The sequence below is a fragment of the Niallia circulans NBRC 13626 genome (assembly GCF_001591585.1).
GTDB lineage: Bacteria > Bacillota > Bacilli > Bacillales > Cytobacillaceae > Niallia > Niallia circulans.
This window is the reverse complement of record NZ_BCVE01000006.1, coordinates 48,197-61,595: the sequence shown is the minus strand read 5'-3', so window position 1 is coordinate 61,595 and position 13,399 is coordinate 48,197. Positions and strand designations below refer to the sequence as shown.

The 13,399-nt window shown below is 33.2% G+C and carries 16 protein-coding genes and 1 pseudogene; 14 read left to right on the top strand and 3 right to left on the bottom strand.

What is annotated here, in order from left to right; translation table 11 throughout:
• Positions 1 to 142 precede the first annotated feature (142 nt).
• From BCI01S_RS09440 to BCI01S_RS09385, 13 genes and pseudogenes are all read left to right on the top strand, one after another.
• Positions 143 to 544: a histidine phosphatase family protein gene (locus tag BCI01S_RS09440; RefSeq protein WP_235844476.1), complete on the top strand. Its 402-nt coding sequence runs from the start codon at positions 143 to 145 to the stop codon at positions 542 to 544.
• A complete protein-coding gene (locus BCI01S_RS25915; RefSeq protein ID WP_235844475.1) occupies positions 517 to 753 on the top strand; it encodes a histidine phosphatase family protein in 237 nt (78 codons plus the stop codon). The genes BCI01S_RS09440 and BCI01S_RS25915 overlap by 28 nt, the downstream gene beginning before the upstream one ends.
• 283 nt (positions 754 to 1,036) lie before the next feature.
• The gene (locus BCI01S_RS09435) at positions 1,037 to 3,436 is read left to right on the top strand and encodes an Ig-like domain-containing protein (protein WP_053215600.1); all 2,400 of its coding nucleotides are present in this window, start codon (positions 1,037 to 1,039) and stop codon (positions 3,434 to 3,436) included.
• 127 nt (positions 3,437 to 3,563) lie between these two features.
• Positions 3,564 to 4,325 (top strand): GNAT family N-acetyltransferase, encoded by a 762-nt coding sequence (locus BCI01S_RS09430; protein ID WP_047941063.1) that lies wholly within the window; start codon positions 3,564 to 3,566, stop codon positions 4,323 to 4,325.
• A 127-nt stretch (positions 4,326 to 4,452) separates the two neighbouring features.
• Entirely contained in the window at positions 4,453 to 4,983 is a 531-nt protein-coding gene (locus tag BCI01S_RS09425) for an RNA polymerase sigma factor (RefSeq protein ID WP_047941062.1), read from the top strand.
• Positions 4,967 to 5,680, top strand: coding sequence for a DUF4367 domain-containing protein (locus BCI01S_RS09420; RefSeq protein WP_047941061.1), 714 nt, complete (start codon positions 4,967 to 4,969; stop codon positions 5,678 to 5,680). Before BCI01S_RS09425 ends, BCI01S_RS09420 begins: the two co-directional genes overlap by 17 nt.
• A 90-nt stretch (positions 5,681 to 5,770) precedes the next feature.
• Positions 5,771 to 6,182 (top strand): annotated as a pseudogene (locus tag BCI01S_RS09415) (NUDIX hydrolase).
• 266 nt (positions 6,183 to 6,448) lie between these two features.
• A complete protein-coding gene (locus tag BCI01S_RS09410) occupies positions 6,449 to 6,808 on the top strand; it encodes a GNAT family N-acetyltransferase (RefSeq protein WP_053215599.1) in 360 nt (119 codons plus the stop codon).
• A 41-nt stretch (positions 6,809 to 6,849) separates the two neighbouring features.
• Positions 6,850 to 7,704: a DUF2785 domain-containing protein gene (locus BCI01S_RS09405; protein WP_061798393.1), complete on the top strand. Its 855-nt coding sequence runs from the start codon at positions 6,850 to 6,852 to the stop codon at positions 7,702 to 7,704.
• Positions 7,705 to 7,706: 2 nt separating this feature from the next.
• The gene (locus tag BCI01S_RS09400) at positions 7,707 to 8,249 is read left to right on the top strand and encodes a DUF4269 domain-containing protein (RefSeq protein WP_061798637.1); all 543 of its coding nucleotides are present in this window, start codon (positions 7,707 to 7,709) and stop codon (positions 8,247 to 8,249) included.
• 28 nt (positions 8,250 to 8,277) lie between these two features.
• Positions 8,278 to 8,988 (top strand): alpha/beta hydrolase family protein, encoded by a 711-nt coding sequence (locus BCI01S_RS09395; protein WP_235844474.1) that lies wholly within the window; start codon positions 8,278 to 8,280, stop codon positions 8,986 to 8,988.
• 19 nt (positions 8,989 to 9,007) lie between these two features.
• Positions 9,008 to 9,583, top strand: a complete 576-nt coding sequence (locus BCI01S_RS09390) for a histidine phosphatase family protein (RefSeq protein WP_061798388.1) — start codon at positions 9,008 to 9,010, stop codon at positions 9,581 to 9,583.
• A 15-nt stretch (positions 9,584 to 9,598) separates the two neighbouring features.
• A complete protein-coding gene (locus tag BCI01S_RS09385; protein ID WP_061798386.1) occupies positions 9,599 to 10,144 on the top strand; it encodes a ribonuclease FAU-1 family protein in 546 nt (181 codons plus the stop codon).
• Between the two features lie 211 nt (positions 10,145 to 10,355).
• Here the strand turns inward: BCI01S_RS09385 and BCI01S_RS09380 are convergent, their stop codons facing one another.
• Positions 10,356 to 10,664, bottom strand: a complete 309-nt coding sequence (locus BCI01S_RS09380) for a YnaG family membrane protein (protein ID WP_235844473.1) — start codon at positions 10,662 to 10,664, stop codon at positions 10,356 to 10,358.
• Positions 10,665 to 10,821: 157 nt separating this feature from the next.
• Between BCI01S_RS09380 and BCI01S_RS09375 the strand changes: the two genes are divergently transcribed.
• A complete protein-coding gene (locus BCI01S_RS09375; protein WP_061798380.1) occupies positions 10,822 to 11,799 on the top strand; it encodes an HD domain-containing protein in 978 nt (325 codons plus the stop codon).
• Between the two features lie 153 nt (positions 11,800 to 11,952).
• Here the strand turns inward: BCI01S_RS09375 and BCI01S_RS09370 are convergent, their stop codons facing one another.
• Entirely contained in the window at positions 11,953 to 12,756 is an 804-nt protein-coding gene (locus BCI01S_RS09370; RefSeq protein WP_053215559.1) for an SMI1/KNR4 family protein, read from the bottom strand.
• A gap of 196 nt (positions 12,757 to 12,952) precedes the next feature.
• Positions 12,953 to 13,393: a GNAT family N-acetyltransferase gene (locus tag BCI01S_RS09365; RefSeq protein ID WP_047940297.1), complete on the bottom strand. Its 441-nt coding sequence runs from the start codon at positions 13,391 to 13,393 to the stop codon at positions 12,953 to 12,955.
• Positions 13,394 to 13,399: the final 6 nt, after the last annotated feature.

Here is a 13,399-nt window from a genome sequence, read left to right as displayed (position 1 = left end):
TTAATAAGGGAGATTACAAGCTAGGAAGGGGCGCCCCCTATCCTTATGTTCACTATTGAAAAAGGGTTTTATGGAAACTTCATCGGTAAAAGGAATAAAAACCATTTTGTTGTTCAGAAATGGTAGATTAGGAGATCTAGAAATGCTAACCCTTTACATAACAAGACATGGAGAAACACAGTGGAATATAGAAAAAAGAATGCAAGGATGGAGTGATTCAGACTTAACGGAAAAAGGAAAAAAGAATGCAGTATTATTAGGTGAAAGATTGAAAGAGATAGAATTTGCTGCAATCTATACAAGCCCTAGTAAAAGAACGGTCGCAACAGCAAACCTTATAAAAGGAGATAGGCAGATTCCGATTATTTTCGATGATCATTTAAAAGAAATTAATATGGGAAAATGGGAAGGAAAGAAAGCAGAATATTTGAAAGACAGCTATCCAGAAGCATTTGCCCTTTCTTTTGGAATGCCCCTCATCGTTACAAATCCAGCGATGGCGAAGATTTTTTTGCAGTGGAAAAGAGGGTTAAACAAGCATTAAATATAGTGAAAGAAAATTATGCTTCGGGTAATGTTCTGCTTGTAACGCACTCCGTGGTGATAAAGTTATTACTAGCAATTTTTAAAGAGCTGCCAATGGAGAAAATCTGGGAACCACCTTTTATTCATGATACTAGTCTTACTGTTATAGAAATCAACGGTGATATGGGCAGGATTGTATTAGAAGGGGATCTATCACATCGGGTGTAGAGATATTTTGACTACTCCTGTTTATATTTTTTACCACCATTTTATGCTTAAGGCATTAACTTTTTAGATGACTATTTATATAAAATGTTGAGGACGGGAAAAAGATAAAATATGGAAGAAGATTACCGATAAAAAAGAAGAAAGGAGAATTAATGTCGTTTAAAATCAGCAAAAAAAGATTTAAAAATAATTGAAAGCTTGAATTTCAATTGTCTTTTATATTAAGTATAAAATTAATGAAACTAAACAACGATTATAGAGAGACTTACAGGGGGAGAGTTTTTTGCGAAAAAAAGTGCATTTATTTATAGCTATTATACTGCTGTTATCATTATTTGTTCCTTATGGTTCTAACAGCAAAATAAAGGCAGCTTCAAATGCGATATCGATTAATTTCCAAGCAGATGATGCAGTGATTGATCCAAATCGCCCATATATTTATATGGTAGAAACAGGTAAGCCTATTTTGCATAGAGTAAATTATCTAACGGGAGAAATAAAAAAGATAAATCTTAAATACCCAGCAGAAAAAGTGGAAGTATACAAGGACAAAGTCTATGTGACTCAGCATTTAATGAAACATTCATATTATACGGAAAAGGGCTTAAAAGGAGCCATTGCAGAAGTGGATGCCGGAAGTTTTACTTTATTAGATACCTTTCCAATATCCACAGATCCATGGGATATTGCGATCGATCAGAATGGCTACCTTTATATAACTCCTGGTTCTAATCAATGGGAAACTATTAAGGTTTATTCCTTAAATTCGAAAAAAGAAGTAGCAGAAGATGCTGGCGATGATAATACATCCATTTACATGGAATCTAGTATTTCCTACAATGAAAAGTTACACCGTCTTTATACATTGGACTCAGCAATAAGTCCAATAGATGCCTATGCCTATCTAATTGATAATGGCAAGATTGTAGACCATTATGACTCCCCATATCACGGAGACTATCATTTAAGCTCGGAAATGGTTATAAGCCCAGACGGACAATATATGTACAATATGAATGGGGTTGTATTTCGTTTATCAACTGTACAAGAAGAGGATATGACTTTCGATTTTGAATTTAGGATGGCCTATGATGAGGAAAATAATGAATATGAAACTTTTAATGACATTGCCTTTGATGATTCTGGAAGAAGAACTTATATAGCTAGTAGTTTTGGGGGAATAGATGTTTATGGCTATGGATCTGCCGATTATTACTATTCATTAAAAGAAGATTATTTTGTTCATTCTCTCTTTTATCAAAATGGATTAATTGCTATCTATGAAGATGAGAACGGAAATAACTATGTAGAGTATATGAAAAACACTGAGCCGTCTTCCTTTGAATTAACGGATTCATTGTTTTATGATGTTAAAAATGACGTGTGGGCAAGTTTAAGACAAGATAATAGTAATCTGGAAATCGATTCTGAACTTTTATTCTTTTTTAATCAGGGGATTAGATGGAAGGATAGAAATGGAATAACTCTTATGGAGGGGGATAAGAAGATTCCTATTCAAATAGAGTCTGATGATAATTATTTGCATATACTCCCAGAATTATTAACAAAGGGAAAAAAATATAAATTAACGATAAATAAAAATGCTATTAGCGGTTATGCAGGCAAAAGCTTGGATCGTGATATTGTCATAACATTTGGAACGATTGTTGAACCAGTGTCAGAGGTGTTTCTGGAAAAAGATAGTTCACAAGCACCCAAGATGTATACATTTATTGGAGGAACTACGGGAGGAAGCAATCCTCTATATGAGTTTTATATAAAAGACGGGAATAATTGGAAAAAAATACAAAGTTATAGTAGGAATAATAAGCTAGAATGGCAGCCAGCAGGTACTGGAACTTTTCAATTTAAAGTATATGCGAAAAGTTCTGGTAGTAGGAATCTCTATGATTCTGTACGCGAGTTTAGCCAAAAAGTTACAGATACAATAAAGCCGAGTATTACTATTACACAAAAAACTAAGAAACCAACAAACCGAGATATAGAACTCCAAATAACCGCAAAGGATAATTTTGGAATTCGGTATATCCAGCTACCTGATGGGAAGAAAGTGAATAATGAAAACGTAAAGTACATGGTGAAAAAGAATGGAACATATACCTTTACTGTTGTAGATTTGGGAGGAAATAAACAGGTTAAGTCTATAACCATAAAAAATATCGATAAAACACCTCCAAACGAACCTCAAATTAAGGAAGTTACAGATAAGTCGACAACTGTATCAGGAAAAGGAGAAGTAAATGCAAAAGTTGTAGTACTGGCAGGTAAAAAGGAACTAGGAAAAAGTACAGTACAAAAAGATGGTCGTTTCCAAATAAAGATTTCAAAACAAAAGGCAGGAACCAAATTAGTAATTAAGATAATAGACGCAGCTGGGAATAGTACATCCAAAGCAATAAAAGTTATCGACAAGACTCCTCCAGCAAAGCCAAAGATTACGACAAATGTAACATCGAAGACGACACTTATTGCTGGAAAAGCAGAAGCGAACGCAACTATTACTATTTATAATGGAAAGAAATTCGTGCAAAAAACAACAGCTGATGCAAAAGGTTCCTTTAAAATGACAATCAAAAAACAAAAGAAAAATACAAACTTATTGATATATGCACAAGATAAGGCAAAGAATAAGAGTCAAGCAACAAAAATAAAAGTGAAATAAAATAATAGGATATCGTTTGTGTAAGGAAAGGCGATATCCTATTATTATAGTTTTTTCCATAGTTTCTATAATTCGAAGTTTTGGCAGAAATGAGTGAACATTTTGCGATGGGGAGTGGAGAAACATTTTGAATAAAATAGAGCTGATTGAATTAACCGCAGAAAATATACAAGCAAATGGCTGCTATTGTTTAAGAAGCAAACAGAAGTCAACAGGCTATCAAGCAAAAAAAGCATGGTTAATAGATCAATTTGGACAAGGATTGAAATATATTCAACTAATGGAGAATGACAAGCTGGCCGGTTTTATTGAATATACACCCATAGAACATTCCTCCAGAGTAGTATATGGGGAAAATTACTATGTCATCCATTGTCTATGGGTAAATATAACGGGTAAAGGCTATGCAACTCAGCTAATTGAAAAGGTAATTCAAGATGCAAAAAATCATAAAAAGGATGGCGTTATCGTGGTAACAAATCCAACAACCTCTTGGACGCCAAGCAAGGAAGTTTTCTTAAAAAAAGATTTCACTGAACTAGAAGATGCTCCCTATGGATTCGAGTTATTAGTCTACAAAATAAATGAAGCAGCAAATCCATATTTTCCGAATGATTGGGAAGAACGACTGACACTTCATAACAACCAATTAACCATTCTCCGCACAGCGCAATGCCCCTATATCGATATAGCCATCGATAATGTAATAGAAGCAGCTAGTAAATTACAAATAAAGGCAGAAATTCACCATCTCCAAACACGTGAAGAATTATTAAAGCTGTCGCCAACTCCATATGGTGTTTATGGAGTGATTTTTATGAATAAATTAGTCGCTTATCACCGGCTTACAGTTCATTCTGCGATGAAAAGAATGAAGGAATTTATATAAACAGAGAATTACCGAAAGTGGACCTCTTTGCAGGAATCCACTTTTTATTTTTGAAAATATTTAAAAAAAGTAAAACTTTTTAGAACTCTATCCGTCTATACATAGAATTTTTAATAAAGGAGGGGAAATGGTGGAAAATGAGAAAGATAAAATCATCTTAGAATGGTATGAAAAGTTTGGAGAAGCTATTTTTAAATATATTTTCATCATGATTCAAGATTATCAGCAGGCAGAAGATTTAACAAACGATACTTTTTTGAAAGCTTTTATCCACTTGGAAACATTTAAAAGGGATGCAAGTGAAAAAACGTGGCTGTATCGGATTGCTCATAATCTCACCGTCGATATGATTAGAAAAAAGAAGCCGGTAATACTGCTAAAAGAAGCTTTTTTATTTAAAAAAGATGAGAATCCATTACCTGAAGAGATGCTGCAGATCAGAGAACAATCATTAGAAATTTACAAGGCGTTAAGTACCTTGAAATCAACTTATCGAGAAATCATTATTCTAAGAAAATTAAAAGAATTCTCTATTGAAGAAACGGCAGGGATTTTAGGATGGTCAGAGGCTAAAGTGAAGTCGACCTTATTTCGAGCCATGAGAGCTTTGGAGAAAGAATTAAAAAAGGAGGGAGAATTAAATGGAAAAATTATATAAGGAACAACTAGATGCAGAATTGAGGGACTTAGAAGCTGATATATATTGGAATAAAGAACGAAAAGATGCTTTGCATTTAAAGCTGAAGGAGCAGATGAAGAATAATCGGAAAACGAAAAATGCACTTCAACCATTCCCTTTTGTGGCAATTATAGGAGCGGCAGTGATTCTCTTTCTTTTCACTCAAATGGAAATGGAATCACTCCCATTTGAAAAAGGGGCAGCAAAAAATGCAGCTTTCGATATGGAAGCGGATCAAGATGAAAGAGTAGTTTTTACAGTTGAAGAGCAGAATAAAATCGAAAATAAAACAACTGTTTATCTATCAGAGGAAGCGATATTACCATATAACCTAAATACTAAAAATTTATCTTCCATTGTAGTTGTCGGTGAACCAAAAATAAGTGCGAGAAAAGAAAAGCGTTCCATTCTAGTTAATGTTGATTATCCGTTAAAGAATGGCCAATATTTTTCTATCCATTCAGAAAAAAAGCCTAATAATATGCGAGGAAACGGAATAAATAGTGTGGTGAAAAAAGAATACGAGATCACGATTAATAATCAAGAGGCTGTTTTAGTAGATATGGAGAAAAAGCCAAAATTAATACTAAAAACAGATAGATACCAATATACTATCTCGGGTGTAAAAGATGTAAGAGATTTAATCAAAATTGCCGAAATGATAGAATTTTATTGAAGAACAGAATGATAAATTTGTGATTGGAAAATTAATTGTTATTGCTAGCGAGGAAAATCCGAATGGTAAAAATAAGGGAGAGTTAATACATTGAGAAATAGGGGTTCTGTTGTTATTAGCCAAGGGAACAAATTTTGTTTAATTAAAAGAGTAAGAGATAATTCCGTTTATTTTGTTTTTCCTGGCGGAGGAATTGAAGCAGATGAAACGCCCTGAGCAAGCAGCTAAACGGGAAGCATTCGAGGAGTTAGGGGTAACTGTCGAACTAAAAGAATGCCTTGTAGAATTAGAGAAGCAAGGAACTCAGTATTTTTTTCTAGCTGATATCATTCATGGAACGATTGGATCAGGGCAAGGTGAAGAGTTTACTAATTCTAATCGAGATCGTGGCACTTATTTGCCTATGTGGGTAGACATAGATGATTTAACCGTTATGGATGTAAAACCTAATGTCGTAGCTAAAAAAGTGCAAGAATATTTTGCTAGAAAGCATTTATCTTAGAAAAAGTGACCTTTTTTATCGAAGGTCACTTTGCTTTTTTGGTTTTGGAAATTTAATCATATTTTGAGGTTTAATGGTATAATTTTGAAGGGGAGCGAACCGAGTTTTGATCTTAAAAAGCTTATGCTAAAAAAGCATCATAACAGGTTGACTGGTATGAATTTGTATTTTGGAAATTGTTTTGGCTGACAAAGTTGACAAATAAAAAATAGGTAGGCAGACGACATGAAAATAGAAATACGAACATCGCAAGAGAAACCAATTAAATGTTTGGGATAACATTTTTTCTATATCCTGCTCCGTTCTTTCCTTCCACCATCCTGCATTTTTATATAGTTCTATCACCTCGCAAGCCTTCTGTAGGTGCATGGGAAAAGAACAAGCTCATTGGGTTTGCAAGAGCAATATCGGATGGGATTTTTAGAGCGTATATAGAGGATGTTGTTATTTCCAGCTCCTTTAATCGGAAAGGAATTGGCATAAAGCTAATTGCTAAAATGGTAGATGAATTATCTAATATTGATGTTATCAGTTTATTTTGTGAGGAAGATTTAATTTCCTTTTACAACAAGAATGAGTTTAAAAAAAGCAACTCACAGTTTGTCATGCATAAAGTAAAGAAATGAAAATGGATTATACTTCCCTAGTTTTTGATAGGAGTGAGAATTTGAATTTAATAGAAAATATAATTGCAATGAAGGAACAAGAGTTAAAGTACTTCTTAGGAAATGATAAATTGGATGAAATAGTGTCGGATGAAAAAACAAAACAGAAAGTCATCCTGTCCATGCTTAAACATATTGGCTCCCCTGATAGCGAGTTAAGAGATAACTTGATTTATCAAACATTTTGTCAGTTTATATTGGAATCCAAACTAGATAACGATCTATTAATTGAAATATTAGATATTTGTATAAGTGATCAATTTTTATTTAAAGGAATTGGCGAAAAGAATACAGATTCTGTTTTCACTCGTTCTTTCACCTCTTTATTAATAGCACTTATACTTTATCAAGATAATCGCGATGATTTCTTATCAATGGCAAAGGTCCTTGAAGTGAAGGATAAGTTGATTAGCTATGTAAATCGTGAAAAAGATGTGAGGGGATATGTTAGAGAAAAAGGATGGGCCCATAGTATTGCACATGCAGCAGATGCTTTCGATGAACTTGTCAAAAATAAAAAAATGAAGCAAAGTAATTATCCAGAAATAGTGAAGGCGATTTTGGGTAAAATCTATCAGGCGGAGAGTGTCTATATTCATGATGAAGAAGAACGCATGATTATTCCCATTGTACAAATGGCAGATAACGGTTTAGAGAAGGAAGTGTTGGAATCTTGGATAAAAAATAGGAGGAAGGAGTTAGAGAAAGATAAGAATGAATTAGAGGAAGAAAATTATTGGTTTTTGGTAGCGAATTGCAAAAATTTCTTAAAAAGTTTATCGCTGACAATAATAGACAAACCTTCCTTATCTTCTCTACAGCCAGTCGTACTCCATGCTTTAAAGGAGATTTATTAACGCTGGACTGGATACTCTTTGATACGCCAGATTATTTACAGGGAGGTAGTGCTAAACAGCAGCAAGCATATTTAGCATTGAAGAAATTAAAAATAAATGAAATTTTACATTCTTATAAGCCAATTCTTTGCGGAACCATTCCAATTGGAGTGGATATAGAGTCTTCCGACTTAGATATTATAATGGAAGTCTACGAATTTGAAATTTTTAGCCAGATTGTCATCGATTATTTTGGAAAAATGAATCATTTTCGCCTAAAAAGATTAATGATTAGAGAAGTGGAAGTAATCAAAGTGAATTTCTTTTTTGATGGCTTTGAATTTGAATTGTTTGGTCAGCCTATCCCGGTTAAGCAGCAATATGCGTATCTCCATATGATAATTGAACACGCCGTTTTAAGGATAAATCCATCCGTAAAAGAAGAAGTACTTATACGAAAGAAACAAGGCTATAAAACAGAGCCAGCTTTTTGTCAGGTTCTAGGATTAAAAGGTGATCCTTATCAGGCGCTGATAGAATACGGGAAAGCAAAGAGATTCATTTAAGTATCAGCAGAAAAAGGCAGGGACAACAGTGGAAAGAAAAATAATCGGTGAATGGAAGTTTTATCAATCTACGAAAAATATTCAAAATAAAGACAAAATTGTAATCTTATATCATGGTTGGGGTGGAACAGCGAAGGGATACATAGAGTTGGCCGAAGAAGTTGCTCAAGAAGGGTATGGCGTATTATTTCCTGACATCCTATATCACGATGAAAGATTTCCTTTAGAAGATTACTTTGATTACAACATTACTCAGCAGTACTTTTGGGATACTATTTTCCATACTATTGATGAATTCAATGATTTTTTAGGCGTAGTAGGAATAAAGAAAAACAGTATCATATTAATAGGCAATTCAATGGGGGGATTTATAGCAAATGGTATTTTTGCGAGAGAGCCTGACATAAGTGGCTTAGCAAATATCAATGGCTCGGGTTCCTTCCTCCTTACAGAAAAATTATTTCGTATACGAGATGATAGAGAAGAGATGTCTCAAGAAGAAGAGAAGCTAATAAAGAAATACGATCCAATAAACACAACGAGGAGTCTATCACCAGTTCTTCTTATGCATGGAGATAGTGATACGATAATTCCAATCGAGGGTCAAGAAAATTATTATAAGTATCTTAGCCAGGAGAAGGGAAGAATCAATGTGGAGTGGGGAATTTTTGAAAAAGTGAATCATGCATTTACACCCGAAATGGTAGAGAAACTTATTGCTTGGTTAAAGGAAATTTAAAAAAGGATGAGTGGATAAGATGGACTTAATATTTATACGACATGGAGAGGGAGAACACACACTTAACCTTCCTGCTAGTTTACAAAAAAGAAATCCTTCTCTCACAAAAAAGGGGAGGGATCAAGCTAATAAGCTAAAGGAACGTTTGCCTTTAACCACTCAGGATATTGTGTTTATTAGCCCCTTAGTAAGGACATTGGAAACAGCTATGCTATGGACTGATGGAGTGGATTGTAAAAAAATAGTAACTCCTTATGTTTCTCCAAGGATGTTCCCTCACTTAACGAATAAACAAACCTTGCCTTGTGATCTAATGATGGAAAAGGAGAAAATACTAGATATTTTTCCTGTCTTTGAACTAGACGACAATCCCCCTGCGTCATTATGGGAGAATGGATTTAATACAGTTATAGATAGTGAATTTACAAGACAGGCGGAAGAATTTTTAGCAAATTGTAGACATTTAAAAAAAGAGAAAATCTATATTGTTTCACATGACGGCACCATTACTTCCTATCGCCAGTTAATATTAGGGAGACCGTTAAGTAGAGATGATTTTCCGAAAGAGACAGGGTGGTTTCAGATATCATGTTGATTAGGATGGGTGTGTATGCCGGTAAAAAGAAAATTTGTTAATCATAAAAACTGGAAACGGATAATAGAAAAGCGATATGCTCAAACGTTTATGAAGACGGAAGAGTTTACAGGATATTTGGCGCTCTTTCATTCAATAAAGGTAGTGGAGTCAGTAACAAAAAGGTATGATCAGAAAGCTGTGTGTATCCTTGATGATGGCTATATGTGGCTTCATCAGTTTCCCTTATATAAACATCATTCTGTCACTACTATGTTTAATGCAAATGGTGATATTATGCAGTGGTATATTGATATTTGTCTGGAAATTGGAATAGAGAAAAATGTTCCTTGGATGGATGATTTGTTTTTAGATATTGTAATGCTTCCATCTAACGAAATTTATTTACTGGATGAAGAGGAGCTGGAAAATGCATATAAAGAAAATTCAATCACGAAACAACAGTATAACCTAGCATGGAAAGAAGCGAACCGCATTATAGAACAATTAAAGCGGGATCAATTTCCCTTAATAGCATTAGCTAAAGTACAGAAAAAACAAATGGAGAAGCTGTTAAAATAATTAGAAAGCATCCTTATACCAATTAATTTATTAAACCAGACAGTTCCAAATTTATACTTTTTTAATTTGAAAGTGTTTTGTCTTTTTATAAGTTTACTATTATTTCTCTCCTTTATCTAAATTTCAATATGAAAAGAAAGGTTAGTAGGGGAGGCTGAACAAAAAAGTAGATGAAAACCACTAAACTTCAAGTGGTTTTCGTAAATTTATATTAAACACCCATTATAAGCGTGCCTAGTATGTGGTAAAAAATAGGGAACAAAAACAATACTACATTGGCAATTATGCCTACTAGTGATAAGGTATCTCTATTCCGTTTATACCCTAAAAAGCCGATGACTGCTCCAAATGGACACAAAAAGAGCGGCATAAGAACAGGTAACCCTTGAATTTTCTCCAACGGAATGATGTCTGTAAAAAAATTAAGAATCAATAGTCCAAGGACAATAGGAAAAAGAATCGATAGCACACCTAAAAAGCTGCTTTTATTACTTTGTTTTTCTCTGATTTTCTGATGCACATTCATACTCCTTTCAGATTTGCTTTTCATAAATTCATTTTTTGAAAACATGACAAGATAAAACTTTATATGTATACTTTACTATACAATTATTGGAAGTGTATGTAATTTTTTAAAAAAAGTTGTATTTTTACATTGAATAAAAGGGAGAATAATTTTGCTAATATCTGATAAACTGTACGGGAATTTTGAGATAGAAAAAGTTTTAATAGAATTAATAGAAAGTAAGCCAATCCAGCGATTAAAAGGAATTCATCAAGGAGGAGCAAGTTATTTAGTAAATGAAAACTGGAATGTAACGCGCTATGAGCATTCAATTGGGGTTATGCTTTTAATCCGAAAGCTTGGAGGTTCGATAGAGGAACAAATTGCTGGTTTATTGCATGATGTGTCTCATACTGCCTTTTCCCATATTATTGACTTTGTCTTAGATAAACAGAATGAGAATTATCATGAGGAAATATTTCTTTCTGTGATAAAAGATTCTGAAATACCGATAATCTTAGAAAAATATCATTATGACTATGAGAAAATAATCGGAGACGATTCTAAATGGACGATTTTGGAGCAGCCTGCACCAAAATTATGTGCCGATCGTGTGGACTATACATTACGGGATATGTATACATATGGAAAAATATCGTTAAAGGAAGTAGAGGGATTTTTAGAAAATGTTGTAATAGTTGAAGGGAAAATGTGTTTACAACATGTCGATTCGGCAGAATGGTTTGTTGAAACCTATTACAAAGAGGTCATCGATTTTTTCATGCATCCATTAAATATTTATGGATATGACCAGTTAACAAAAGTTTTAAAAGCAGCTTTAGCTCATAGCATCATACAATTTTCCGATTTTTTAGGGGAGGATAAGGAGTTAATTCATAAAATAAGTACAGCCAAGAATGTGGAGCTCCAAATGCTATGGAATAAGCTCCATCCCAGTGTGAAAGTAATCGAAGATGAAGAGGATTTTGATATCCATTTAAAGAATAAGGTTCGACTTATTGACCCATTAATTTTCTGCCGAAATAAACTAATAAGTGCTTCAAGCCTTTCGCAAAAAATTCAAGGGATGAATCATGCAGCTTTGCAAAAAGCGAAGAAAGGTGCTTATGTAAAAGTGATAGAATCGTAAGAGTTTGATGATCAGTTTTTTTATTGTTTTTTTCATCACTTTGTACTCTAAATGATGTCATTACTCAAAAGTAAAAGGGCGGAATTTACAATATGTCGAATTCGGCCTTTTTACTTTTGCTTTCTGTTTATAGAAATGATGGTGTAATTACTTTTAATTGAAATGTTGTTTTACTAAATACTTAAATGGATCCAGATCAGAATCATTCTGTTTCTCCATTTCAGCTAATAATCTTTGAGCGGTATTCTTTGCAAGATCTTTGTTACTTATCATGTCATTAACTACTAAATTAGTTAGTTCTTCAAAAGAATTATAGACAACATCTGAATCTTTATTAAGTTTAATAAAATCAAATAGTATTTTAATTAAAGACTCTATTTCCTCCATTTGTCCTACCCATAAAGATATTCCATATATTATTTCCTCAGAATCATTGCTTTGGATTAAATTTTTTGCGTTTTCTAATGAAATTTCATCCTCATATTGTTCAAAGTCCTCATCTTCATATTCATGTATATATAAAGAATCTATCATTTCGGTATATGAATTAAAAACAACTTCTATTAAATCAAAATCAGTATCAATAAATGTTATTTTCGGTTCCGTTTTACTAGTTCTATAGTCAAGAACAATCCAATAGTGACCATCTCCACTAATAATTACAAAACTGTCTTCCTCAATTCCCCATTCTTTTAATAATTCTTTTGTTTGAAGTATACCTTCGCCTTTTTTTATACCGTATAAAAAAGGGACTGGAATATGATCATCTGCCCAAGAATTTTGAAATTTAACTGGTAGAGCATCGTCTATTAGCGAACCGCCATTTCTAATTTTTAAATGGTTTATATATTCCTCAGGTAATTTGCATAATAAGCACTTTTCAGCAAAATCAATATCTTCTTGGGTGATTGCATCTAATGTATAATAGTCATCTTCTAAATTCCAAATTTTTTTCATAATTATCATTCTCCCTTCTACTAGTTTAATATATCATTATATGTTTAAAATGGAAAAAAAAGCTAGAAAGTCCTGATGATGTTAAAAGTTATAAATGAAGGTAGTTATGAAGAAAAAGGGGGTTTTTTACGAGTATTTTTCAAGTAACGATAAAAGAGACATTTCCTTAAGCAGCAAATGTCTCTTTTACTTTCCATTAGATTTTTTTCAGATAAACATAGCTTACTTTATCATATTCCATTTTCTCTTCATAAAAGCGATGGGCATCGATTCGCTGTAAACCAGAGGATAAAGACACGATAGGATAGTCATTAGCGACAGCCCACTCATGAACATAGTTTAATAATACCTTTCCATATCCTTTCGACCGATGCTTGCTGTCTGTAATTAATTCGCATACCCAGATGAATTTGCCGTTATACAAGGTTATCATAGGCATAAACCCACAAAGGGCGACAATTTCATTCTGATTATAAAGTGCAATCAAACGGTAGTCTTCTTTTTGAACAGACTCTGACACTAATGTAAGATAAGTATCCAAATTTAATTGCGTTCTCAATTGTTTCATAACAGGAAAAGCTTTTTCCCATTCTGCTTCAGAAGTTAATTCTTTAATAAGTAATTGGTCATTTAACATATCCAA

Excerpts from the sequence above, each read along its gene's own strand:
- BCI01S_RS09385 (WP_061798386.1), top strand. The coding sequence starts at position 9,599 with ATGCCGGTAAAAAGAAAATTTGTTAATCATAAAAACTGGAAACGGATA.
- BCI01S_RS09425 (WP_047941062.1), top strand. The coding sequence starts at position 4,453 with ATGGTGGAAAATGAGAAAGATAAAATCATCTTAGAATGGTATGAAAAG.
- BCI01S_RS09370 (WP_053215559.1), bottom strand. The coding sequence starts at position 12,756 with ATGAAAAAAATTTGGAATTTAGAAGATGACTATTATACATTAGATGCA.
- BCI01S_RS09410 (WP_053215599.1), top strand. The coding sequence starts at position 6,449 with ATGTTTGGGATAACATTTTTTCTATATCCTGCTCCGTTCTTTCCTTCC.
- BCI01S_RS09390 (WP_061798388.1), top strand. The coding sequence starts at position 9,008 with ATGGACTTAATATTTATACGACATGGAGAGGGAGAACACACACTTAAC.
- BCI01S_RS09365 (WP_047940297.1), bottom strand. The coding sequence starts at position 13,393 with ATGTTAAATGACCAATTACTTATTAAAGAATTAACTTCTGAAGCAGAA.
- BCI01S_RS09420 (WP_047941061.1), top strand. The coding sequence starts at position 4,967 with ATGGAAAAATTATATAAGGAACAACTAGATGCAGAATTGAGGGACTTA.
- BCI01S_RS09440 (WP_235844476.1), top strand. The coding sequence starts at position 143 with ATGCTAACCCTTTACATAACAAGACATGGAGAAACACAGTGGAATATA.